The sequence below is a fragment of the Saccharothrix longispora genome, from assembly GCF_030852425.1.
GTDB lineage: Bacteria > Actinomycetota > Actinomycetes > Mycobacteriales > Pseudonocardiaceae > Actinosynnema > Actinosynnema longispora.
This window is the reverse complement of record NZ_NSDM01000007.1, coordinates 231,146-252,793: the sequence shown is the minus strand read 5'-3', so window position 1 is coordinate 252,793 and position 21,648 is coordinate 231,146. Positions and strand designations below refer to the sequence as shown.

The 21,648-nt window shown below is 73.5% G+C and carries 25 protein-coding genes; 18 read left to right on the top strand and 7 right to left on the bottom strand.

Going from position 1 to position 21,648, the window contains the following annotated elements; all coding sequences use genetic code 11:
• Positions 1–381: 381 nt before the first annotated feature.
• Genes CKY47_RS18340 through CKY47_RS18330 form a run of 3 tightly spaced genes read left to right on the top strand, consistent with a single transcriptional unit; the run spans position 382 to position 2,165 of the window.
• On the top strand, positions 382–1,578 hold the full coding sequence (locus tag CKY47_RS18340) for a glycosyltransferase family 2 protein (protein ID WP_306747067.1): 1,197 nt from the start codon (positions 382–384) through the stop codon (positions 1,576–1,578).
• Positions 1,579–1,600: 22 nt separating this feature from the next.
• Positions 1,601–1,831 (top strand): ribbon-helix-helix domain-containing protein, encoded by a 231-nt coding sequence (locus tag CKY47_RS18335; RefSeq protein WP_306747066.1) that lies wholly within the window; start codon positions 1,601–1,603, stop codon positions 1,829–1,831.
• Entirely contained in the window at positions 1,818–2,165 is a 348-nt protein-coding gene (locus CKY47_RS18330) for a type II toxin-antitoxin system PemK/MazF family toxin (RefSeq protein WP_306747065.1), read from the top strand. The genes CKY47_RS18335 and CKY47_RS18330 overlap by 14 nt, the downstream gene beginning before the upstream one ends.
• 47 nt (positions 2,166–2,212) lie before the next feature.
• Here the strand turns inward: CKY47_RS18330 and CKY47_RS18325 are convergent, their stop codons facing one another.
• The 3 genes from CKY47_RS18325 to CKY47_RS18315 form a co-directional block, all read right to left on the bottom strand.
• Positions 2,213–2,602: a hypothetical protein gene (locus CKY47_RS18325; RefSeq protein WP_306747064.1), complete on the bottom strand. Its 390-nt coding sequence runs from the start codon at positions 2,600–2,602 to the stop codon at positions 2,213–2,215.
• Positions 2,603–2,668: 66 nt separating this feature from the next.
• Positions 2,669–2,863, bottom strand: coding sequence for a ferredoxin (locus CKY47_RS18320; protein WP_306747063.1), 195 nt, complete (start codon positions 2,861–2,863; stop codon positions 2,669–2,671).
• On the bottom strand, positions 2,860–4,059 hold the full coding sequence (locus tag CKY47_RS18315) for a cytochrome P450 (RefSeq protein ID WP_306747062.1): 1,200 nt from the start codon (positions 4,057–4,059) through the stop codon (positions 2,860–2,862). Before CKY47_RS18315 ends, CKY47_RS18320 begins: the two co-directional genes overlap by 4 nt.
• 185 nt (positions 4,060–4,244) lie before the next feature.
• Between CKY47_RS18315 and CKY47_RS18310 the strand changes: the two genes are divergently transcribed.
• Genes CKY47_RS18310 through CKY47_RS18300 form a run of 3 tightly spaced genes read left to right on the top strand, consistent with a single transcriptional unit; the run spans position 4,245 to position 6,231 of the window.
• Positions 4,245–5,117, top strand: coding sequence for an ABC transporter ATP-binding protein (locus tag CKY47_RS18310; RefSeq protein WP_306747226.1), 873 nt, complete (start codon positions 4,245–4,247; stop codon positions 5,115–5,117).
• Positions 5,114–5,989: an ABC transporter permease gene (locus CKY47_RS18305; protein WP_306747061.1), complete on the top strand. Its 876-nt coding sequence runs from the start codon at positions 5,114–5,116 to the stop codon at positions 5,987–5,989. The genes CKY47_RS18310 and CKY47_RS18305 overlap by 4 nt, the downstream gene beginning before the upstream one ends.
• The gene (locus CKY47_RS18300) at positions 5,986–6,231 is read left to right on the top strand and encodes a helix-turn-helix transcriptional regulator (protein ID WP_306747060.1); all 246 of its coding nucleotides are present in this window, start codon (positions 5,986–5,988) and stop codon (positions 6,229–6,231) included. Before CKY47_RS18305 ends, CKY47_RS18300 begins: the two co-directional genes overlap by 4 nt.
• A 326-nt stretch (positions 6,232–6,557) precedes the next feature.
• Here the strand turns inward: CKY47_RS18300 and CKY47_RS18295 are convergent, their stop codons facing one another.
• On the bottom strand, positions 6,558–7,142 hold the full coding sequence (locus tag CKY47_RS18295; RefSeq protein ID WP_306747059.1) for a TetR/AcrR family transcriptional regulator: 585 nt from the start codon (positions 7,140–7,142) through the stop codon (positions 6,558–6,560).
• Positions 7,143–7,205: 63 nt separating this feature from the next.
• Here CKY47_RS18295 and CKY47_RS18290 point away from each other — a divergent pair, with 63 nt between their 5' ends.
• From CKY47_RS18290 to CKY47_RS18255, 8 genes are all read left to right on the top strand, one after another.
• On the top strand, positions 7,206–8,336 hold the full coding sequence (locus tag CKY47_RS18290) for an FAD-dependent monooxygenase (RefSeq protein WP_306747058.1): 1,131 nt from the start codon (positions 7,206–7,208) through the stop codon (positions 8,334–8,336).
• A gap of 170 nt (positions 8,337–8,506) precedes the next feature.
• On the top strand, positions 8,507–9,658 hold the full coding sequence (locus CKY47_RS18285; RefSeq protein WP_306747057.1) for a nitric oxide synthase oxygenase: 1,152 nt from the start codon (positions 8,507–8,509) through the stop codon (positions 9,656–9,658).
• Positions 9,659–9,746: 88 nt separating this feature from the next.
• Positions 9,747–10,844: a Re/Si-specific NAD(P)(+) transhydrogenase subunit alpha gene (locus tag CKY47_RS18280; protein ID WP_306747056.1), complete on the top strand. Its 1,098-nt coding sequence runs from the start codon at positions 9,747–9,749 to the stop codon at positions 10,842–10,844.
• Entirely contained in the window at positions 10,841–11,116 is a 276-nt protein-coding gene (locus CKY47_RS18275; protein WP_306747055.1) for an NAD(P) transhydrogenase subunit alpha part 2, read from the top strand. Before CKY47_RS18280 ends, CKY47_RS18275 begins: the two co-directional genes overlap by 4 nt.
• On the top strand, positions 11,113–12,480 hold the full coding sequence (locus CKY47_RS18270) for an NAD(P)(+) transhydrogenase (Re/Si-specific) subunit beta (protein WP_306747054.1): 1,368 nt from the start codon (positions 11,113–11,115) through the stop codon (positions 12,478–12,480). Before CKY47_RS18275 ends, CKY47_RS18270 begins: the two co-directional genes overlap by 4 nt.
• Before the next feature lie 249 nt (positions 12,481–12,729).
• On the top strand, positions 12,730–13,167 hold the full coding sequence (locus tag CKY47_RS18265; RefSeq protein ID WP_306747053.1) for a MarR family winged helix-turn-helix transcriptional regulator: 438 nt from the start codon (positions 12,730–12,732) through the stop codon (positions 13,165–13,167).
• Complete coding sequence (locus CKY47_RS18260) at positions 13,157–13,510, top strand: fluoride efflux transporter FluC (protein ID WP_306747052.1); 354 nt, start codon at positions 13,157–13,159, stop codon at positions 13,508–13,510. Before CKY47_RS18265 ends, CKY47_RS18260 begins: the two co-directional genes overlap by 11 nt.
• Positions 13,507–13,845 (top strand): fluoride efflux transporter FluC, encoded by a 339-nt coding sequence (locus CKY47_RS18255; protein ID WP_306747051.1) that lies wholly within the window; start codon positions 13,507–13,509, stop codon positions 13,843–13,845. The genes CKY47_RS18260 and CKY47_RS18255 overlap by 4 nt, the downstream gene beginning before the upstream one ends.
• A 90-nt stretch (positions 13,846–13,935) precedes the next feature.
• Here the strand turns inward: CKY47_RS18255 and CKY47_RS18250 are convergent, their stop codons facing one another.
• Positions 13,936–16,188 carry a HelD family protein gene (locus tag CKY47_RS18250; protein ID WP_371320692.1) on the bottom strand — a complete coding sequence of 751 codons (2,253 nt, stop codon included), beginning with the start codon at positions 16,186–16,188 and terminating at the stop codon, positions 13,936–13,938.
• A 95-nt stretch (positions 16,189–16,283) separates the two neighbouring features.
• Entirely contained in the window at positions 16,284–16,724 is a 441-nt protein-coding gene (locus CKY47_RS18245) for a MarR family winged helix-turn-helix transcriptional regulator (protein WP_306747050.1), read from the bottom strand.
• 171 nt (positions 16,725–16,895) lie between these two features.
• Here CKY47_RS18245 and CKY47_RS18240 point away from each other — a divergent pair, with 171 nt between their 5' ends.
• The 4 genes from CKY47_RS18240 to CKY47_RS18225 all read left to right on the top strand — a co-directional run bounded on the left by CKY47_RS18240 (position 16,896) and on the right by CKY47_RS18225 (position 20,353).
• Positions 16,896–17,567 carry a hypothetical protein gene (locus tag CKY47_RS18240; RefSeq protein WP_306747049.1) on the top strand — a complete coding sequence of 224 codons (672 nt, stop codon included), beginning with the start codon at positions 16,896–16,898 and terminating at the stop codon, positions 17,565–17,567.
• Positions 17,568–17,791: 224 nt separating this feature from the next.
• The gene (locus CKY47_RS18235) at positions 17,792–18,397 is read left to right on the top strand and encodes a TetR/AcrR family transcriptional regulator (protein WP_306747048.1); all 606 of its coding nucleotides are present in this window, start codon (positions 17,792–17,794) and stop codon (positions 18,395–18,397) included.
• 36 nt (positions 18,398–18,433) lie between these two features.
• Positions 18,434–19,810: a dihydrolipoyl dehydrogenase family protein gene (locus CKY47_RS18230; protein WP_306747047.1), complete on the top strand. Its 1,377-nt coding sequence runs from the start codon at positions 18,434–18,436 to the stop codon at positions 19,808–19,810.
• 171 nt (positions 19,811–19,981) lie between these two features.
• The gene (locus CKY47_RS18225; RefSeq protein WP_306747046.1) at positions 19,982–20,353 is read left to right on the top strand and encodes a hypothetical protein; all 372 of its coding nucleotides are present in this window, start codon (positions 19,982–19,984) and stop codon (positions 20,351–20,353) included.
• Between the two features lie 9 nt (positions 20,354–20,362).
• Here the strand turns inward: CKY47_RS18225 and CKY47_RS18220 are convergent, their stop codons facing one another.
• A complete protein-coding gene (locus CKY47_RS18220; RefSeq protein ID WP_306747045.1) occupies positions 20,363–21,610 on the bottom strand; it encodes a hypothetical protein in 1,248 nt (415 codons plus the stop codon).
• Positions 21,611–21,648 lie beyond the last annotated feature (38 nt).

Sequence of the window (21,648 nt, the reverse complement as noted above, 5' to 3'; positions counted from 1 at the left end):
GGATGGTGCGCGACGGGCACGAGGTGGGCGTGTCGTCCTTCCGCGAGGGCGAGCACGACGGCCTGGGCACGGCGTTCGCCCGCATCGCCCTGGCCGCCGCCGCGGGTGTCCACAGTGGACTGTCCGAACCGGACTGCGACACGCCGGACCTGCACCGGTACGACCCGCAGCACGTGGTGGCGGACGTGCTGCCGGACGCCGACCGGGTCATCCGGCTGCACGTGTCCAGCGCGACGCCCGCCGTGGTCGGCCTGCTCGTCGACGCGCTGCCCGACCGGCGCTTCACCACGCTGACCGACGCGACCGGCCGCGCTCGACGACGCGAGCCCGGCCGAGGAGGTCACCGGGCACGCGCTGAGCTGGTCGCAGCACCACGGCGACGTGCCGGCGCTCGTCCTCGGCCTGGTGTGCGCGGTGGTGGCGGTGCTGGCGACGCTGCGCACCGTCCTGCAACCGGGTCTCGCGCACACGGCCCGCCGCCTGCACCGCGAGACCGCCGTCACGCCGCACGCACCGCCCGTGTCGGTGGTCGTGCCGGCCTGCAACGAGTCCGCCAACATCGCCGCGGCCGTGCGCTCGGTCGCCGCCTCCGAGCACCCGGCCGAGGTGGAGGTGGTGGTCGTCGACGACGGTTCCACCGACGGCACGGCGGAGGTCGTGCGGGAGTTGGAGCTGGCGAACGTGCGGGTGGTCAGCCGGCCCAACGGCGGCAGGTTCGCCGCCCTCAACACGGGGATCGCGCTCGCCCGGCACGACGCGCTGGTCCTGGTGGACGGCGACACCGTGTTCGAGCGCGACACCGTGTCGAAGGTCGTCCGCCCGCTCGGCGACACCGGCGTCGGCGCGGTCTCCGGCAACGTCAAGGTCGCCAACCGGGGCGGTCTGCTGGGGCGCTGGCAGCACCTGGAGTACACGGCGGGTTCGAACCTGGACCGGCAGATCCTCAACGCGCTGGAGTGCATCCCGACGATCCCCGGCGCGATCGGGGCGTTCCGCCGGGAGGCGCTGGACGAGGTCGGCGGCATCAGCGCGGACACCCTCGCCGAGGACACCGACGTGACGATGGCGATCACCCGTGCCGGGTGGAGGGTGGTGTACGAGCCGGCGGCGCGGGCCTGGACCGAGGTGCCGACCGGCGCGTCCGGCCTCTACAAGCAGCGGTACCGGTGGTCGTACGGCACGTTCCAGTCGATGTGGAAGCACCGGACGGCGCTGTGCGAGCGGGGCCGGATGGGCCGGTTCGGGCTGCTGTACCTGCTGCTGTTCCACGTCGTGCTGCCCGCCCTGGCGCCCGCGCTGGACGTCTACGTGCTCTACGGGGCGTTCGTGGCCGACGCGCCGTGGGCGCTGGTCGTCTGGGGTGTGTTCCTGGTCGTGCAGACGGCCGGTGCCGGGTACGCGCTGAGGCTGGACGGCGAGTCGCTCGCCCCGCTCTGGGTGTTCCCGCTCCAGCAGGTGGCCTACCGGCAGCTCACCTACGTCGTGGTGATCGAGTCGCTGGTCACGGCCCTGAGCGGGACGCCGCTGGCGTGGCAGACGGCACGGCGCAGCGGCCTCGCGAAGGTGGCCGCCCGGTAGCACCGCGGGTAGCATCGACGGTATGAAAATCAGTGTGAGCCTCCCGGAGGAGGATGTCGAGTTCGTCGACCGCTACCTGCGGCAGCACCACAGCCCGTCGCGCTCGTCGGTGATCCACCAGGCGATCGCCATGTTGCGCGAGGCCGGTCTGGAGAACGCCTACGCCGGCGCGTGGGACGAGTGGGAGACGGGCGGGGAAGCGGAGTTGTGGGAACCGACCGCGCCAGACGGTGTGGTCGATGCGACGAGGTGACATCTACTGGGTGGACCTGGAACCGGTGCGCGGCGCCGAGGCCAACAAGGTCCGCCCGGCCGTGGTCGTGAGCAACGACGCGGCGAACCGGGCCGCCGGACGGGGCGGCCGAGGGGTCGTGACGGTCGTGCCGATCACCTCGAACACCACCAGGGTGTACCCGTTCCAGGTGCTGCTGCCCGCCAAGGACTGCGGGCTCGGCGCGGACTCGAAGGCGCAGGCCGAGCAGGTGCGCACGGTCGCCGCGGCCAGGCTCCGCGCCCGCATCGGCGGACTGCCGCCCGCGGTGCTCAAGCAGCTCGACGAAGCCCTGCGGATGCACCTGGCCCTCTGAGGCGCGGCCGACCGGGGTTCGACACCGCGGGGTTCACAGCGCGGGCTTCACAGCGCGAGGCCGACGAGCGCGGCGACCGCGCACAGCCCCAGCAGGGACGCGCCCACCACCAGCAACGTCCGCCCGGTCGTCGGGGGGACGTCCTCGGACGCCGAGGGCTGCAGGTGGTCCGGCGTGCTCCCCCACGTGCCCCCGTACGGGGGGAGGTGGCTCGGGTCGGGGACCCACTCGCCGCGCTCCGGGACGTACAGGCCGCCGCCGCCCGCGTCGGGACCCGCGAGTGGCGGGGGCGCGGTGGGTGCGGCGTACGGGTCGGCGGGAGCGCGTTCGCGGTCCCGCCGCTGGAGGACGAGGCCCACCAGCGCGCAGACGAGGCCGGCGGCCCCCAGGACGGCCGACGTCACGGAGGCCACCTGGTCCGCCAGTTCCAACGTCACGGGACGAGTGTGGCAGAGGGTGCCGCGCCGCCGGGGTCCCCTCGCGGAAGACCCCGGCGGCGGCGGTCAGTCGACCACCCGGATCGCCCCGGCCGGGCACAGCTGGGCGGCCTCGCGGGCCGACCGCTCGTGCCCGCCCGTCGGCTCGGGCTCCAGCAGCACGACCGTCCCGTCCGACTCGTCCTGGTCGAACACGTCCGGGTCGGTCAGCGCGCACATGCCGGCTCCCGCGCAGCGGTCCCGGTCCACCTCGACCCTCACGAGAACGCCACCGGCAGCTCGTGCACGCCGTAGATCGCCATGTCGGTCCTCAACCTCACCTCCGAGGCGGGCACGGCCAGGCGCAGGTCCGGGAACTCCCGGAACAGCGCCGAGTACCCGACCCTCATCTCGATCCGGGCCAACTGCTGGCCCAGGCACTGGTGCACACCGTGCCCGAACGCGATGTGCCCCGTCGCGGATCGGCGGACGTCGAACTCGTCCGGCCGCTCGAAGCGCTCCGGGTCGCGGTTCGCGGCGGGCACCGAGATCGACACGGTGTCGCCCGCGCGGATCACCACGCCGCCGATCCCGACGTCCTCCAGGGCGGTGCGGATGGTGCCGAACTGGATGATCGACAGGTACCGCATCAGCTCCTCGACGGTGTTGTCCACCAACGAGGGGTCGGCCTTGAGCGCGGCCAGCTGCTCGGGGTGCCGCAGCAGCGCGAGCGTGCCGAGACCGAGCATGTTCGCCGTGGTCTCGTGACCGGCGACGAGCAGCAGCAGCCCCATGTTGGCCACCTCGCCGTCGGTCAGCTCCCCGGTCTCGACCAACCCGGTCAGCATGTCGTCGCCGGGTTCGGCGCGCTTGCGCCGCACGAGGTCGGCGACGAACTCCTCCAACCGCCCGAACGCCGCCATGACCTCCTCGAACGGGCGGTCCAGGCGCAGCGCCTCGGCGGTGTCCCGCTGGAACGCCTCGCGCTCGTCCCACGGCACCCCCAGCAGCTCGCAGATCACCATCGACGGCACCGGCAGCGCGAAGTTCGCCACCAGGTCCGCCGGCGAGCCCGCCGCGCGCAGCCCCGCCAGGTGCTCGGCCACGATCTGCTCGATGCGCGGCATCAGCGCGTTCATCCGCCGCACGGTGAACTGGCCGGTGAGCAGCCTGCGGTAGCGGGTGTGGTCCGGCGCGTCCATGCCGATGAACATGCCGGGCTTGGCCGGGTCCTGGCGCGGCACCGCCTGACCGGCCAACCGCCGCAACGGGTGGTGCAGCTCGGACCGGCTGCTGAAGCGCCGGTCCGCGTGCACCTCCCGCGCGAGCTCGTAGCCGGTGACGAGCCACCCCTCGTGCCCGTCCGGGAACCGCATCCTGTGGATGGGCCCCGCCGCGCGGAGCGATCCCAGCTCCGCGGGCGGGTCGAAAGCCGTGCTGCGCGTCGTGGGCAGCTCCGGGATCAACATCTCGGTCATCTCGCACACCTCCCAGTGCGTCAGGGACCTCCTTCGCAAGCTACAGAAGATTCACGAACCCGTGAAGTAAATATGCCGTCAGGAACGCACGTAGTAGGAGAGATAGCAGATGTGCTACAAATCGCCCGAGAACTTCTACATGGGGGAGGTGAGGGTCCTTGGTCATCGAGGTACGTGACCTGCGGATGCGCTACGGGTCGACGGACGTGCTGCGCGGCGTCGACTTCACCGCGGGCCTGGGCGAGGTGGTGGCCCTGCTCGGGCCGAACGGCGCGGGCAAGACGACGACCATCGAAATCCTGGAGGGTTTCCGGCTGCCCTCCGCGGGCCACGTCCGGGTGCTGGGGCAGGACCCGGCCAAGGGCGACGAGGCGTGGCGGGCGAAGCTCGGCGTGGTGCTCCAGTCCTGGCGCGACCACGGCCGCTGGCGCGTGCGCGAGCTGCTGCACCACCTCGGGCGCTACTACCGGCCGTACGCCACGCCCGACCGCTCCCGGCCGGTCGACACCGACGAGCTGATCGAGGCGGTGGGGCTGGCCGAGCACGCCGACAAGAAGGTCTCCACGCTCTCCGGCGGCCAGCGGCGGCGGCTCGACGTCGCCATCGGCATCGTCGGCAAGCCCGAACTGCTGTTCCTGGACGAGCCGACGGCCGGGTTCGACCCGCACGCCCGCCGCGACTTCCACGACCTGGTGCACCGGTTGTCGGACCTGGAGGGCATGACGATCCTGCTCACCACGCACGACCTGGCCGAGGCGGAGAAGCTGGCCGACCGCATCCTGGTGCTGGCGGGCGGGCGGATCATCGCCGACGGCAGCCCCGACCAGCTCAGCCGCCAGGTCGCGGGCAAGTCCGAGGTGCGCTGGACGCACGACGGGCAGCGGCACGTGCACACCGCCGAGGACGCCGCGGGGTTCGTGCGCGACCTGTTCCGGCAGCACCCGACGGGCGTCTCGGAGCTGGAGGTGCGCCGCAGCACGCTGGAGGACACCTACATGGCACTGGTCCAGCGGCACGAGGACGGCCGGGTCGAGCAGGAGGAGGTGGCGGCCCTGTGAGCACCCGGGAGAGCGGAGCCGGCGGCAGGATGTTCGCGGTGCGACTCGGCGTGGACCGGGGGCTGCGCGAGTTCCGGCACGCGCTGGGCAGCCCCGACCAGCTGTTCAACCTCTTCACCACGATCGGCTTCATGCTCGTGCTGTGGTTCCAGCGCGACACGGCGGTCGAGGGCACCGGGCTCGCGCTCGCCGCCTTCACGCTGCCGAGCATGCTCGGCATGGGCGTGGCCTTCAGCGGCCTCGTGGGGCCGGCGGGCCAGCTCAGCACCAACCGCGAGGACGGCACGCTGCTGCGCGCCAAGGCCGTGCCGAACGGCATGGTCGGCTACCTCGTCGCCCGGCTCGTGCAGCTGGCCCTGGACGGCGGGTTCAGCCTCGTCGTCCTGCTGGTCCCGGCGGCGCTGCTGGTGGACGTGTTCGGCCACACGGGCGTCGGCGGCGTGCTGGGCCTGCTCGCCGTGCTGGTGCTGGGCGCGCTGGCGACCCTGCCGTGGGGCGCGGTCGCCGGGTCGATCACCAAGAGCCCCGGCGGTGCCATGGGCATCACGATGCTGCCGATGATGGGCATCGCGGCGATCTCCGGCATCTTCTACCCGATCACCGCGCTGCCCGGCTGGCTCCAGGCGCTCGGCCAGGTGTTCCCGGTGTACTGGATCGGGCTCGGCGCCCGCTCGGCGCTGCTGCCCGACGCGGCGGCGGCGGCGGAGATCGGCGGGACGTGGCGGACACCCGCCGTGATCGCGGTCCTGGCGACCTGGGCGGTGGTCGGTTTCCTGCTCGCGCCTACGATCCTGCGTCGGATGGCCCGCCGGGAGTCGGGGGCCGACATGGAGCGGCGCCGGCAGGCGGCGCTCCAGAGGGGCGGGGTGTGAGCGAGAGCGTCTACAACCGGATCGCGATGCTGCGCGCCGAACGGGGGGTGTCGCGCAGGCAGCTCTCCGAGGCCCTGGGCATCCACTACCAGACCGTGGGCTACCTGGAGCGGGGCGAGTACAGCCCGAGCCTGTACCTGGCGCTGCGCATCGCGCAGTACTTCGAGGTGCCGGTGGAGGTCGTGTTCTCGACCGACCCGTTCCCGCGGCTGGGCAGCCGGGGCTCGGAGCGGTCCGCGTAGGCGCGCCGGGGGCGGTCCCCACCGGGACCGCCCCCGGATCACGTCACCCGGCCGGGTCAGGCCGGCAGCGACTCGATCACGTCGGCCGCGGCGGTCGTGCCGCCCGACGCCGACGGTGGTGACGGACCCGGGTCGACGGCGCAGGCGACCCGGTGGCCGCGACGGACCGGCCCGGCACGACGGGCGGCGTCGGGTTGACGTGGCCGGAGCCGGGGATGGTGGAGAAGGCGATGCGTGCCACGGGTGTCTCCACGTGGGGAAGACCTGGAATCCCGGCACGGGAACCACTCCGGCCGGCCGCGCCACCCGTTCCCGGGCCGGCGGTGTTACCGGCCCAGCACGCCCCGCAGCGCCGCCCGCAGGGCCAGGGCCAGCTCGGCGCGGCTCTCCGGGGTGCCGGGGGCGGGCGCTCCGAGCGCGCCGGTCCCGACCAGCCGGTCGAACAGCAGGCCGTCGATGAACGCCACCAGCTCGCGGCTCTGCCGCTCCGGCGCGGGCGCGCCGAGCGCGGTGAGCAGTTCCCGCGCCTGCTCGCGCAGGCGTTCGCCGTGCACCAGGACGCCGCGCAGCTCCGGGTGGTGGGTGGCCTCCAGCAGGCACGCGTAGCGGGCCAGGGTGCGTTCGCGGCCGACGGTCATCCAGGTGTCCAGGACCCGCGCGACGCCCTCGGCCAGCTCGTCGGGGTCGAGCGACCGGGTGGCGCCCGCCTCGGCCACCTCCGCCGCGTCCAGCTCGGCGAGCCGCCGCACCACGCCCTCGACGAGCGCCTTGCGGGTGCGGAAGTAGGCCGACGTGGAGCCGGTGGGCACGCCCGCCTCGGCGTCCACGGCCCGGTGGGTCAGCCCGCGCATGCCCCGCGCGGCCACGAGGTGGATGGCGGCGTCGGCCAGTGCGGCCATGCGCTCCGTCACAGCTGCGTCCTCCTTCTACACCTGTAGAGTAGCGACCTCTACAGGTGTAGAAGGGGTGAGGGTGTGAAGGCAGCGGTGGTGGGCGGCGGCCTCGGCGGGGTCACCGCGGCGGTGGCGTTGCGGCGGGTCGGCTGGGAGGTGGTGGTCCTCGAACGGGCGCCCGCGTTCGGCGAGGTCGGCGCGGGCGTGGGCGTGATGCCGAACGCCCTGCGCGCGCTGGCCGCGCTGGGGCTGGACGACGAGGTGCGGCGGATCGGCACGCCCCGCGTGGCGGGCGGGGTGCTCGACCGGCGGGGCCGCCCGCTGACGCACGTGGACGCGGGGCGGCTGGAGCACGTGGTGGCCGTGCACCGGGCGGACCTGCACCGGGTGCTGCGCTCGGCGCTGCCCGACGGGTGCCTGGTCACGGACGCCGAGGTGCGCTCGGCGGACGACCTCGACGCGGACCTCGTGGTGGCCGCCGACGGCATCCGCAGCGGCATCCGGCGGGCGCTGTTCCCCGACCACCCCGGTCCGGTGTACGCGGGCACGACGGCGTGGCGCGGGGTGAGCGAGGCGCGGTTCCCGGCCGACCTGGCGATCAGCCAGACGCTCGGACCGGGCGTGGAAGCGGGCGTGCTGCCGCTCGGCGACGGCCGGGTGTGCTGGTACGCGGCCACGGTCGCGCCCGCCGGGGGACGTGCCGACGACGAGCTGGGGGAGGTGCGGCGGCTGGTCGGCGACTGGCACGACCCCATCCCGGCGGTGCTCGCCGCGACCCCGCCCGGGGTGGTGCTGCGGCACGACGTCCACGAGCTGGGCACGCCGTTGCCGACCTACGTGCGCGGTCGGGTGGCGCTGCTCGGCGACGCCGCGCACGCGATGACGCCGTACCTGGGGCAGGGCGCGTGCATGGCGATCGAGGACGGCGTGGTGCTCGCGTCGCTGTGCGCGCGCCACGACGTGCCGACCGCCCTGGCCGAGTACGACCGGGCGCGCCGCCCCCGCACGCAGGCGGTCGCGCGGGCGTCCCGGGTGATGGGGCACGTGGGGCACCGGCTGCGCAACCCGGTCGCGGTGGCCGTGCGCGACGCGGCCGTGCGGGCGGTGCCGACCGCGGTGGCCCTGCGCGGGATGACCCGGTTCCTCCGCTGGACGGCTCCGGAGCTGTCACCCGACAGGGGAAATATGCCCGGTGACATAAGTCACAAATAGTCATGGTGATTCGAGCGGACAACAATCAAATACCACTCGTTTTCGCAGGGTGGCTCACCCTTTCGCGGGATTAAGCACTCACGGTGTGGTCCTGACTCCGCGTTGTGCTCCTCCCGGGTGCCCGGCACGGCGGTGCACCACCCCCGAAAGTGCATCTACGGTGTCCCGTCATGGCCCCCGTCCCCTCGTGTCCGGCTGAAGCCATCCCCCTGCGCGAGACCGCCGTCGACCTCGCGGAGGCCGACGACTTCATCCGCCTGCACCACTCCGAGCACCCCGACCTCGGCCCGGTGGAACACCGCCTGGCCGAGGTGCACGCCGAGATCGCGGCCACCGGCACGTACCGCCACACGGCCGCCGAGCTGGTCTTCGGCGCGCGGGTCGCGTGGCGCAACAGCGCGCGCTGCATCGGCCGCCTGTACTGGCGCAGCCTCAAGGTGCGCGACCTGCGCGACCTGCGCGACCCCAAGGAGGTCGCCGACGAGTGCGTCGAGCACCTCAGGCTCGCCGGCAACGGCGGCCGGGTCCGCCCCGTGATCACCGTGTTCGCGCCCGACGAGCCCGGCCGGCCCGGTCCCCGCGTCGTCAACGAGCAGCTGATCCGCTACGCGGGCTACGAGGGCGCCGACGGCGGCGTGCTCGGCGACCGCCGCAACCTGGAGCTCACCGGGAAGGCGCTCGACCTGGGCTGGCGCCCGCCGCGCCGGCGCGGGCCGTTCGACGTCCTGCCGCTCGTCGTCGAGCGGGAGGACGCCGAGCCCTGCCTGGTCGAGATCCCGCGCGACGCGGTGATGGAGGTGCCCATCACCCACCCCGAGCTGCCGTGGCTGGCCGAGCTGGGCCTGCGCTGGCACGCCGTGCCCGCCATCAGCAACATGCGGCTGCGCATCGGCGGCGTCGACTACCCGGCCGCCCCGTTCAACGGCTGGTACATGGGCACCGAGATCGGCGCCCGCAACTTCGCCGACGCCGACCGGTACGACCTGCTGCCCTACCTGGGCCGCCGGATGGGCCTGGACACCTCGACCGTGCGGTCGCTGTGGAAGGACCGCGTGCTGGTCGAGCTGAACCGCGCGGTGCTGCACTCGTTCGCCGAGGCGGGCGTGACCATCACCGACCACCACACCGAGTCCGACCGCTTCCTCGCGCACATCGAGAAGGAGGAGGCCGCGGGCCGCACCTGCCCGGCCGACTGGACGTGGATCGTGCCGCCGATGTCCAGCGGCGTCACGAGCGTCTTCCACCGGTACTACGACAAGCGGGAGCTGCTGCCCAACTTCTTCCCCGGCGACACCGAGGGCGTCTGCCCGGTCATCCACTGAGCCCTCGGGTCACAGCAAGACGTACATACGGTTGAAATACGGCGGAAGTGTGGCATAGATCACCTTCGTGCGGCTAGGGTGACTCTCCGTGAGAGTCGGCATACCCGCAGAGTCGCGGCCCGCCGAGCGCCGCGTAGCCGGTCTACCGGAAACGGTGACCACGCTGATCGGTGCCGGTCTCGCGGTGGACGTGCAGGCCGGAGCGGGCGCACACGCCCACGCCCCGGATGCCGCCTACCGCGCGGCCGGCGCGAACACCACGCCCGACCACCCCGCGGGGCGGACCGAGGTCGTCATCTCCGTGCAACCGCCGACCCCGGCGGAGGCGGCGCGGCTGCGCGAGGGCGACATCACGATCAGCTTCCTCCAGCCGAACCTGGAACGGGAGCTGGTCGAGGTGCTGCGGGACCGCGGCGTCACCTCGTTCAGCCTCGACCTGCTACCCAGGGTGACCAGGGCGCAGGCGGCGGACGCGCTGTCCTCGCAGGCCCTCGTCGCGGGCTACCGCGCGGTCGTGGAGGCCGTGCACCGCCTGCCGAAGTTCCTGCCGATGTTCACCACCGCGGCGGGCACCGTCCCGCCGGCGAAGGTGCTGGTCCTCGGCGCGGGCGTGGCCGGCCTCCAGGCCATCGCCACGGCCCGCCGGCTCGGCGCCGTCGTCGAGGCGTACGACGTGCGCGCCGCCGCCAAGGAGGAGGTCCGCAGCCTCGGCGCGAAGTTCGTCGAACTCGACCTGGAGACCCAGGACGGCGTGTACGCGCAGGCGCAGTCCGAGACGTTCCTGGAGCGGCAGCGGGAGCTGATCGCCGAGCGCGTCGCCGCCTCCGACGTCGTGATCACCACGGCCGCCGTGCCCGGCCGCACGGCGCCGGTGCTCGTCACCGCGGACATGCTCAAGGCCATGGCGCCCGGCTCGGTCGTCGTCGACCTGGCCGCCGAGTCCGGCGGCAACGTCACCGCGAGCGTCGCGGGCGAGGACACGTGGGTGGGCGACGTCCTCGTGCACGGCGCGCGGAACATGCCGAGCAGCATGCCCGCGCACGCCAGCAAGCTGTACGCGCGCAACGTGGCCAACCTGCTGCTGATGATGACCTCGGACGGCGAGGTGCGGCCCGACCTCGACGACGAGGTGCTGGGCGGCTGCTGCCTGACCCACGCGGGCGAGCTGAGGAGGGAGCTGCCGTGATCGACCTGCTGACGATCTTCGTGCTCGCCGTGTTCGTGGGCTTCGAGGTCGTGTCGAAGGTGTCCACCATCCTGCACACACCGCTGATGTCGGGCGCGAACGCGATCCACGGCGTGATCCTGGTCGGGGCCATCCTGATCACCGGGCGCGCCGAGGGCGCGCTGGAGGTCGCGCTGGGCCTGGCGGCGGTCTTCCTCGCCACGGTCAACGTGGTCGGCGGGTTCGTGGTCACCGACCGGATGCTGGAGATGTTCAAGGGGCACAAGCGGTGAGCCCCACCTGGGTGCAGTTGGCCTACCTCGTCGCCGCGCTGTGCTTCGTGCTGGCGCTCAAGGGCCTGAGCACGCCCAAGCACGCCCGCGCGGGCAACCTGATCGGCGCGGCGGGCATGGCGCTGGCGGTGGTCGTGGCGTTCGTCCACGGCGCGGTCCACAACGGACTGCTCATCGTGCTGGCCGTCGCGGCGGGCGTGGTCGTCGGCATCCCGGCGGCGCGCTCGGTGCGGATGACCGCCATCCCCCAGATGGTGGCGCTGTTCAACGGCGTCGGCGGCGCGGCGGCGGCGCTGGTCGCGCTGACCGAGTTCCTGGAGGTCGCCGACGGCTCGGTGCTGTTCCAGGTCGCCACCGCGCTCACCGTGCTGATCGGCTCGGTCAGCTTCTCCGGCAGCGTCGTCACGTTCCTCAAGCTCCAGGAGGTCATGACGACCCGGCCCGTGCTGCTGCCCGCCGGCCGGGTGCTCGGCATCGGCGTGGCGGCGGCCAGTGCGCTGCTCGCGGTCCTGGTGGTGGTCACCGGCAGCGGGGCGCTGCTCGTGCTGCTGGCCGCGGCCGGCCTCGCGCTGGGCGTGCTGTTCGTGCTGCCCGTGGGCGGCGCGGACGTGCCGATCGCGATCTCGCTGCTCAACGCGTTCACCGGCCTGGCCGTGGCGGCCTCCGGTTACGTGCTGGCCAACACGCTGCTGATCGTGTCCGGCACGCTCGTCGGCGCGTCCGGCACGATCCTGACCAGGCTGATGGCGCAGGCGATGGGCCGCCCGCTGACCAACATCCTGTTCGGCGCGTTCAAGGCGCGCGACGTGACCGCCGCGTCCGGCGAGCAGCGCACCGTGCGCTCCGGGACCGTCGAGGACGTCGCGATCCTGCTCGGTTACGCCCACTCGGTGCTGGTCGTGCCGGGGTACGGGCTGGCCGTGGCGCAGGCCCAGCACGCGGCGCGGGAGCTCGCCCAGGTGCTCGAACAGCGCGGCATCACCGTGGACTACGGCATCCACCCGGTCGCCGGGCGGATGCCGGGGCACATGAACGTGCTGCTCGCGGAGGCCGACGTGCCGTACGAGCACCTGAAGGAGCTGGACGACGTCAACCCCGGCATCGGCAGCGTCGACGTGGTGCTCGTGGTGGGTGCGAACGACGTGGTCAACCCCGGTGCGCGCGACGAGCCGTCCAGCCCGATCTACGGCATGCCGATCTTCGACGTGGACCGGGCGAAGGCCGTGGTGTTCATGAAGCGCTCGATGCGGCCGGGCTTCGCGGGCGTCGACAACGCCCTCCTCTACAACCCCAAGACCACCCTCCTGTTCGGCGACGCGAAGGACTCGCTGACCAAGCTCCTGGCCGCCGTGAAACACGTCTGACCCCGGGAGCCCGACTTCCGGGTCGCGAGAGTCCAACGCCCAGGACTCCCGAGTTCTACGTCCAGGAACGCCCGAGGTTCGGTCTGGGCGTAGAACTCACCGGACCCGGACGTCGGACTCTCGCGACCTGAGCGTTGGACTCTCGTTCCTGGTTCGCCCGACAGGACGGACTCGGGTTCGGACACCACGCGGACACCCGGCTACGGTTTGTGCGGCTTCCGGATCACCGCCTCCCAGTACCATTCGCGCATGTCGGACGAGGCACGCTCACTCACGGACGTGGTCACGAGGCTGCGTCGCGCCCTGCGCACCAGCATCCGTTCGGAATGGCCGTGGGATTCCCTGCCGATGGCGCAGATCGAGCTCCTCCAAACGCTCGCCGAACGCCCGCCCATGCGCGTGGGCGACCTGGCCGCCGAGCTGCGCCTGGCCCCCAACACGGTCAGCGGCCTCGTCGGCCAGCTCATCGAGGGCGGTCTCGTCGAGCGCGGCGGCGACCCGGCCGATCGCCGGGTGGCGCTGCTGTCGGTCACGCCCCAGGGGCACGAGCAGCTCGCCGTCTGGCAGGCCGCGCACGAGAAGCGCATCGGGTCCGCGCTGGACCGGCTGGAGCCGGGCGAGCGCGACGACGTGGTGCGCGCCCTCGCCGCGCTCGACCACCTGGTGGACCACCTGCGTGCCAACTGAACGACACGTGCTCGCGGCCGTCGCCCTCGGTGGCGGCCTGGGCGGCCTGGCCCGCCACGGCGCGTCCCTGGTGCTGCCCGGTCCCGTCGGGACGCTGGTCGTCAACGTCGTCGGCTGCGCCCTGATCGGCGTGCTGATGGTCCTCGTGCCGCGCCTGCACCCGCTTGCCCGGCCGTTCCTCGGCGTCGGCGTGCTCGGCGGCTTCACCACGTTCTCCGCCTACGCGTTGGACGCGGTCCGCCTGGGCGGCGTCCCGGCCCTCGCCTACGCGCTCGGCACCGTCCTGCTCGCCCTGGCCGCCACCGGCCTGGCCGCGGAGCTCACCCGGCGGGCGCTCCGGTGACCGCGCTGCTGGTGTTCGCGGGAGCCGCGACCGGGGCGGTCCTGAGGTACCTGACCACCAGGCTGCTGCGCGGCGACTCCCCGCGGGCGGTCCTGCTGGTCAACGTGGTGGGCTCGTTCGCCCTGGGCTGGGTGGCCGGCTCGTCCCCGGCGCTGACCGCGCTGGTCGGCACCGGCCTGTGCGGGGGGCTCACCACCTACAGCACGTTCAGCCACGACACGGTGACCCTCGTCGAGCGGGGCGAGCACCGGAAAGCACTCGCCAACGTCGCCGCCAACCTGGTGCTGGGCGTGTCGGCGGCGGCACTGGGCCACGTCCTCGGCCACCGCCCCTGATCCGGCCACCGCCCCGACCCCGCCACCGGAGCACCGGTGGGACCGCCCTGGCCGCCGACCCCGTCGGCGGCGGCCTCCGGCGGTCCTGGGTCAGCCGGTGGGCGCGAGCCGCCCCAGCACGTCGGGCAGCTCGTCGGCGTGCACGACGCCCAACCGCTGGGTGGCCCGGGTCAGCGCCACGTACAGGTCGCTCGCCCCGCGCGGCGACTCGGCGAGGATGCCCGACGGGTCCACCACGAGCACCGAGTCGAACTCCAGGCCCTTCGCGTCCACCACCCCGAGCACGACGACCTGCGCGTCCAGGTCGTCCGAGGCGCCCGGCACGGCGGCCCGCAGCTCCTCGACCGACGCGGCGGGGACGATCACGGCCAGCTTGCCGTCGCCGATCGACGCGACCTCCTTCTCCACCAGTTCGGGCAGGACGTCGGCGGGCGACGGCACGCGCAGGCTCCACGGCGGGAAACCGCTGTCGCGCACCGAGGTCGGCGGTGCCAGGTCGGGGTCCACCGAGGCCAGCACGTCGGCCGCCACCGCCATGATCTCCGACGGCGTCCGGTAGTTCACGGTCAGCTCGGTGAGCTTCCACCGGTCCATCACGTACGGCGAGAGCACGTCGTCCCACGACGACGCGCCCGCGATGTCGCCGGTCTGCGCGATGTCGCCGACCACGGTCATCGACTTCGACGGGCAGCGCCGCATCAGCGTGCGCCACGCCATCGCCGACAGCTCCTGCGCCTCGTCCACGATGACGTGGCCGAACGTCCACGTCCGGTCGGCCGCCGCGCGCTCGGCCGCCGTCTCGTAGCGCTCCGCGCCGTGCCGCTCGGCCAGCCGGTAGGCGTCGACCAGGTCGGTGGCCATCAGGATGTCCGGGTCGGCGTCGTCCTCCAGGTCGAGGATGTCGAGCACGCCCTGCGCGTAGTCGATGGCCTGCCGACGCCGGCGCTCCGCCCGCGCCTTGGCCTCGGTGTCGTCCTCGCCGAGCAGTTCCGCCGCCTCGTCGAGCAGCGGCACGTCGGCGGGCGTCCACTCGGTGCCGCGCGGGCGGTGCAGCAGGGCGCGCTCGGCGGGGGACAGCTTCGGCGTGGCCTTGGCGATCCGCTTCGGCGACGCGAACAGGTCCTCCAGCAGCTGCTGCGGCGTCAGGGTCGGCCACAGCTTCGCCACGGCGGCCTGCACGGCCGGGTCCTCGCGCAGCTCGCGCCGGATGTCGTCCACGTCGGCCTGGTCGAGCAGGTGCCGACCCAGCCGGGCGACCGCCTGCGACGCCAGCGCGGAGATGACCTCCCGCAGGAACGTCCGCCGCGCCTCGTTGTGCGGGCGGCGGGTGCGCCGGGCCCGGCCGCGGGCCTCGGAGATCGTGCGCCGGTCCAGTCGCAGCACGTCCTGGTCGAACGGCACCTCGACCAGGCTCGGCGCCTCCTGCCGGTCCTTGATCGCGCGCGCCACCACGTCCGCCATCCCGATGCGGCCCTTGAGCGCGGCCACCTCGGCGGGTTCGCGGCCGACCGCCGTGAGGCCGGGGAACAGCTCGCCCACCGTCGACAGCAGCACGCCCGTCTCGCCCAGCGACGGCAGCACCTGCCCGATGTAGCGCAGGAACGTGGCGTTCGGGCCGACCACCAGCACGCCGCGCTTCGCCAGCTGGCGGCGGTGCGTGTAGAGGAGGTAGGCGGCGCGGTGCAGGGCGACCGCGGTCTTGCCGGTGCCCGGACCGCCCTGCACGACGACGACGCCGTTCAGCTCGGTGCGGATGATGCGGTCCTGCTCGGCCTGGATGGTGGCGACGATGTCGCCCATCTGCCCGGTGCGGCTCGCGTTGACCGCGGCCAGCAGGGTCGCCTCGCCGGTCAGGCCCTCCGACGGCCGGCCGGGGTCGACCGAGTTGATGTCCAGCAGTTCGTCGTCGAAGCCGACGACCTTGCGCTGCTTGGTCCGCAGGTGCCGCCGCCGGCGCACGCCGTCCGGGGCGGCGGCCGTGGCCAGGTAGAACGGGCGGGCGGCGGGCGCGCGCCAGTCCATCAGCAGCGGCTCGTACTCCTTGTCCTCGTCGAACAAGCCGATCCGACCGATGTAGAAGCGGTCGTCGGTGTGGAAGTCGAGCCGGCCGAAGCACAGCCCGTTCTCCACCGCGCTGTACTGGGCCAGCTGGTCGGAGTACATGGCCACCGAGGTGTCCCGCTCGGAGCGCATCTGGTGGGTGCCACCGGTTTGCCGGAGGGCGCCCGCCAGGCGCTTCGAGCTCTGCTCGCGGAGGTCGTCCAGCCTGCCGTACAGCATCGACACGTATTCCTGCTCCGACTCGCTTTCCGCGAGCCGGAGGTCATCGGCGGGGCTTGACAACGTGCCTCATTTCTGGATAGCGTGGTTTATCAGGCTGTGTCGTATTGCAGCTGACAGTTTCCTGCGCTGGTCGCGCGCGCAGAACGTCTAATCTACTACACGTCCCGCCCCTGCTCGTGGTGCAGGAACGACTTCACCAGCAGATCGGCCAGGTGCTCCCGCTCGGCCGCGTCCAGCGCGGCGAACAGCCGGTCCTCCACCTCCTCCGCCACCTCCAGCCGGTGCCGCAGCGCGGCCTCCCCGGCGGCCGTGACGTGCACCGAGTACCGCCGCCGGTCCCGCGCGTCGCGCAGCCGGGCGGCGTAGCCGAGCCGCTCCAGGTCGTCGACGAGCGTCACGAGGTCGCTCGGGTCCACGCCGAGCCGGTCGCTGATCCGCCGCTGGGACGTGGGGCCGCCGTCCACGAGTTGCACGAGCACGGCCACGTGGCCGTGGCGCAGGCCGTCGTCGACGAGGTCGGCCGAGATGCGCCTCGCCCGCTTGGTGAGCTGGAGCATGAGGTAACTGGGGTGCCGTCTCAACCGCTCCGCGCTCATGGACCAATCATATGAACCACCCATTGTCCGGCCGGTGGACGCGGTGCGGCCGCACGAGGGCCCGGCATCGGCACGGCGGGTGAGGGGCCGTGCCGCCCGTCGAGGGGTCCGCGCGGGCACGCGGGTGAAATCGGACACCGGTCCGGCGATCACCCGGCACGCTGTGGAGGTGTGAGGGAACAGCGCCAGGAGCTGGCCGGGCTCGCCCGCGTCGCGGTGGACCGGCCGAGGTGGCAGCTCGCGTTCACGGTCGTCGTGTCGGTGTGGTCGCTGGCCTGGGTGGTGGGCCAGGTGTCCGGCGCGCCGAGCCCGCTGGACGTGCTGCCGGCGCGCTGGGCCGGGCTGCCCACGGGGTGGCTCGACGCCGCGGCCGGGTGGTGCGCCGGGCGCACGGGTCCGCTCGCGGTGGCGGGCGGTCTGCTGTGGGCGATGACGAGCCCGCGGCGGCAGGCGTCGGCGCCGCTCGGCTGGCTCGCCGTGATGGCCGCCGCGCAGGACGTCGGCTACGACGCGGTGAAGTGGGCGCTGCTGGTGCTCGCGGTCTTCCTGGCGGTCATGGGCCTGGTGTCGATCCCCGGCCGGCGGGCGTTCGTGGTGGACCGGGTGGTGGTGATGCCGAAGGACGTGGCCCGGGCGGGCGCGACGGCGGTGGCGCTGTCCGCGGTCGTGCCGCTGGTCGCCCCGGGGCTCGCGCTCGCCCGTTTGGTCGCGCCCTACCTCACCCGACCGCCGCGTCCCGCGCGCACGCCGATCGCGCGCCCGACCTCCGCTGAACGGACGCGTCCGGTCGGCACACCCGGTGACCTGCCGGAACCGCTCCCAGTGCCGCGCGCGGGGAGCTGAGGACCGTGCCGACCGGCGGGTCGGCCAACGTTGTCGAGAAATAGTTCTGCACTCCAACAATTCCCCCGCTTTCCGCAAGAATCGCGTTCGGGACGGCTTGTCGCGAACGAATGCGAGTAGTGCTCACATCACATTCCGGAATCGTCTGTTTGGGCTTACCGGTCCGTATCCATCAAGATGAGCGCGTGCATGAAAACCCCGCCGAAAACCGCTTAGCCAAGGTGATGCGGCGTCAGCCCGTTCAGCAGCGCGGGGCCGCCACGGTGACCGCGATCGTCGATGCCTGCGCGACCCTGCTCAACGACTACGACTACGACGACATCACCACCGCCCGGATCGTCGAGCTGGCAGGCGTGCCAATCGGATCGTTCTACCAATACTTCCCGGACAAGCGTTCCGTCGTGCACGCCCTGGCGCTGCGCGGCATGGAGGAGTACCTCGGGCGGGTGCAGACCCTGTTCACCGAGGGGCGACTGGCCCCGACCTGGCGGGAAGCGGTGCAGCAGGTCGTCGCCGTCTACATGCGCATGCTGGTCGAGCTGCCGGGGTTCGGGCGGGTGCGGTTCAGCGACCTGCTCGACGGGCACCGGCTCGACTCGTCGGTGGACCAGTACGAGCTGATGGCCGAACGGCTCCGCGACCTGTTCCTCGGCCGGTTCGCGGTGCGCGGGAGCGCGCCGGTCACCCTGATGTTCCGCATGGCGGCGCAGACCGCGGACGCCCTGTACAAGCTCGCCGAACGGGTGGAGCCCGACGAGCGGGCGGTGGTCCTCCGCACCGCCGACGGCGTGATCCTCGGGATGCTCGCGGAGGTCTTCGAACCGGAGTGACTTGCCGCTCCGACCGGGGTGGTGTGGGGTGGGGCGGTGAGTGACGACGACTTCGACGTGATCGTGATCGGCGGCGGCCCGGTGGGCGAGAACGCCGCGGCCCGGACCGCTGCCGGTGGCCTGCGCACCGCGCTGGTCGAGGCGGAACTGGTCGGCGGCGAGTGCTCCTACTGGGCGTGCATGCCCAGCAAGGCGCTGCTGCGCCCCGGTCACGCGCTCGCGGCCGCCCGCCGCGTGCCGGGCGTCCCGGTGGGCGACGCGCTCGACGCCGCCGCGGTGCTCGCGCGGCGCAACGGCTTCACCTCCGACTGGGACGACTCCGGGCAGGTCGAGTGGGCCGAGGGCGCCGGGCTGACCGTCGTGCGCGGCCGCGGCCGCCTGGCCGGTGAACGGCGGGTCTCCGTCGACGGCCGGGTCCTGACCGCGTCGCGCGCGGTCGTCGTGTGCACGGGCAGCGTGCCGCGCATCCCGGACCTGCCCGGCCTGGGCGAGTACTGGACGTCGCGGGAGGCGACCGCGGCGCGGCGGGTGCCCACCTCGCTGGTCGTGCTCGGCGGCGGCGTCGTCGGCGTGGAGATGGCGCAGGCCTGGGCGCGCCTGGGGTCCTCGGTGACCCTGGTGGTGTCCGGCGAGCGGCCACTGCCGAAGTTCGAGGCGTTCGCGGGCGACCTGGTCGTCGAGGGGCTGCGCGAGGACGGCGTGCGCGTCGTCACCGGCGCCCGCGCGGTCGGCGTGTCCACGACGGACGGCGGCACCGCGCTGGAGCTGTCCACCGGCGAGACGGTGTCCGGCGCGCACCTGCTCATCGCGACCGGGCGGCAGCCCGCGACGTTCGACCTGGGCGTGGAGGAGTTCGGCTTCCGGGCCGGCGAGGCGCTCCCGGTCGACGACACCGGCCGGGTGTCCGGAGTGGACTGGCTGTACGCGGCGGGCGACGTCACGGGCCGCGCGCCGCTCACGCACCAGGGCAAGTACGCCGCCCGCGCGGTCGGCACGGCGATCGTGACCGGCGCGGTCGACCCCGGGCCGTGGACGACCCCGGTCGCCACCGCCGACCACACCGCCGTGCCGCAGGTGGTGTTCACCGACCCCGAGGTCGCGTTCGTCGGCCGCACCGAGGCGCAGGCGCGCGAAGCCGGCCTCGACGTCCGGGTGATCGACCTGGACATCGCCGTGGCGGGGTCCTCGCTGCACGCCGACGGCTACCGCGGCAAGGCGCGGATGGTGGTGGACGAGCGGAAGCGGACGCTGGTCGGCGTCACGTTCGCCGGTCCGGACGTGGCCGAGATGCTGCACGCGGCGACCGTCGCGATCGTCGGCGAGGTGACCGTCGACCGGCTGTGGCACGCGGTGCCCGCCTACCCGACGATCAGCGAGGTGTGGCTGCGCCTGCTGGAGGCGTACGGCCTCTAGCCGGATTTCCCGGACGGCGGGCGGGCAGCGCGCATATTCACCCGAACGGCCACCCCTGGTATACCGCCCGTCACTAGATCGGGTTCATGCTGCTCCGACTGCTCTACCCTTGCTGCCGCCATCCTGCGTCTCTATGCCGAAAGAGCCACTCAGCGTCATTACACTGCCCTGGTGACCCGAGGAACCGTGGCTCTCGCGATCGGCGCGGTGCTGTGGTGCGCCTTCGTGATCGTCACGACCTTCCTGCCCGGCGGGCCGTCGTGGCCGCCGATCGCGGTCCACGTGCCGGGTTTCCTCGTCGTTCCGGTCGTGCTGCACACGCTGCTCCGCGCGCGGTCGCACGCGCTGCTGTGCCTCGCCCACGTGCCGCAGCCGGTGCTGCTCGCCGGGTTCGCGGTGGCGGTCGGCGGGTGGCTGGTCTCCCTGGGCGCGGTGGTGGGCAAACCGGGCACGGAGTCGCTGAACGCGGTGGCGGGCCTGGTGATCGTGCTGCACGTGGCGTTCGGGCTGATCGCCGTCGGCATGGCCCGCACCGGTCGCTGACCCCGGGCGCTACTGCTGGGTGACGGGCAACCGCAGCGCCTGCTCGGCGAGCCGGCCCAGCTCGGCGTCCCCTGGGTCCGAGTCGCCCTCGACCCACACCGCCTGCGCGATGCGCACCTGCGCGCCCTTGACCACCACGCGGATCGCGGAGCGGTCGAACGACGCCGGGCCGCCGGACCACCCCCTGCCCTCCTTGACCAGCGCGGTGACGCCGCCCGCGCCCACCGCCGACGCCACCGCGTGCAGCTCGCCCGCCCGCGTGGCGTCGGGCAGGCTCAGCTCGGCCAGCGCCACGCCGAGCTTGCGGCCGTCCGCGGAGGTCTCGTACTGGGCCCGCCGCAACTGCATGCACAGGTGCCCGGCCAGCCACGCCCGGACGTCGCCGAACGCGTGCCCGGCGCAGTCGTCGGTGCGGTCCGCCCCGCGCGGCGAGAAGCTGCGGCCGTCGACGACGACGGTGGTCGGCTGGGGCGTCCGGTCGGCCGGTCCCGCGTTCTCGGCGGCGTCGCCCGGCGACAGCAGGAGGACCAGGGCGACCACGACCAGCACGACCACCGCGGCGGCGGCCGCGTACGGCAGCCACCGGGGGCGGGGCGAGGAGGGCACGACCTTCGGCAGCAGCACGGTGCTCGCGGAGGCGAGGTCGGCCGCCGCGTCGGAGAAGCCCTCGGCGACCAGCTCCGGCCGCGCGGGCGGCACGCCGGTCGGCGCGAGCACGGCGACGAGCTTGGCCGCGTGGTCGGCCGAGCAGGGCCGGTCGCTGGTGGCCAGCTCGCGGGCGGCGGCCAGCAGCGTGGTGGGCTTGGGGTGCAGCACCCGCACGCCCCGGTTGAGGTCCGCCGACGGCTGCACGACGTGGCCGACGTACGGGCCGACGGCCACCACGGTGGTCACCGGCAGCGGCTCGCCGCGCATGTCCTGGATGCGCCTGGCGACGGCCTTGGTGGCCTCCAGCGCCTCGCCGGCCGGGCTGAGCACGCCGTCCGTGCGGGTGAGCGGCCAGCCGTCGATGGTCCACCGGCCGTTCAGCGGCGCCTCCAGGCGCACCGCCGGGTCGGGCAGGTCGACCCCGACCACCACGAGCACCCCGCGCGGCAGCACGATGACGGCGTCCAGCTCGCGCGGGCAGTCCGGCGGGCGAACGCCGAGCAGCGCGACGCCGCCGAGCACCGCGTCGCCCGCGCCCCACGTGCTGAGGGCGGCGCGCACGTCCGCGCCGATCGTCGAGGGTTCGCTCCCGAGCCGGATCAGCCGCACAAGACCCCACCGTTCCTCACGGGCGGACACGGTAGCGC

Excerpts from the sequence above, each read along its gene's own strand:
- CKY47_RS18335 (WP_306747066.1), top strand. The coding sequence starts at position 1,601 with ATGAAAATCAGTGTGAGCCTCCCGGAGGAGGATGTCGAGTTCGTCGAC.
- CKY47_RS18330 (WP_306747065.1), top strand. The coding sequence starts at position 1,818 with ATGCGACGAGGTGACATCTACTGGGTGGACCTGGAACCGGTGCGCGGC.
- CKY47_RS18315 (WP_306747062.1), bottom strand. The coding sequence starts at position 4,059 with ATGACCGAGATGTTGATCCCGGAGCTGCCCACGACGCGCAGCACGGCT.
- CKY47_RS18310 (WP_306747226.1), top strand. The coding sequence starts at position 4,245 with ATGCGCTACGGGTCGACGGACGTGCTGCGCGGCGTCGACTTCACCGCG.
- CKY47_RS18285 (WP_306747057.1), top strand. The coding sequence starts at position 8,507 with ATGGCCCCCGTCCCCTCGTGTCCGGCTGAAGCCATCCCCCTGCGCGAG.
- CKY47_RS18265 (WP_306747053.1), top strand. The coding sequence starts at position 12,730 with ATGTCGGACGAGGCACGCTCACTCACGGACGTGGTCACGAGGCTGCGT.
- CKY47_RS18245 (WP_306747050.1), bottom strand. The coding sequence starts at position 16,724 with ATGAGCGCGGAGCGGTTGAGACGGCACCCCAGTTACCTCATGCTCCAG.
- CKY47_RS18235 (WP_306747048.1), top strand. The coding sequence starts at position 17,792 with ATGCGGCGTCAGCCCGTTCAGCAGCGCGGGGCCGCCACGGTGACCGCG.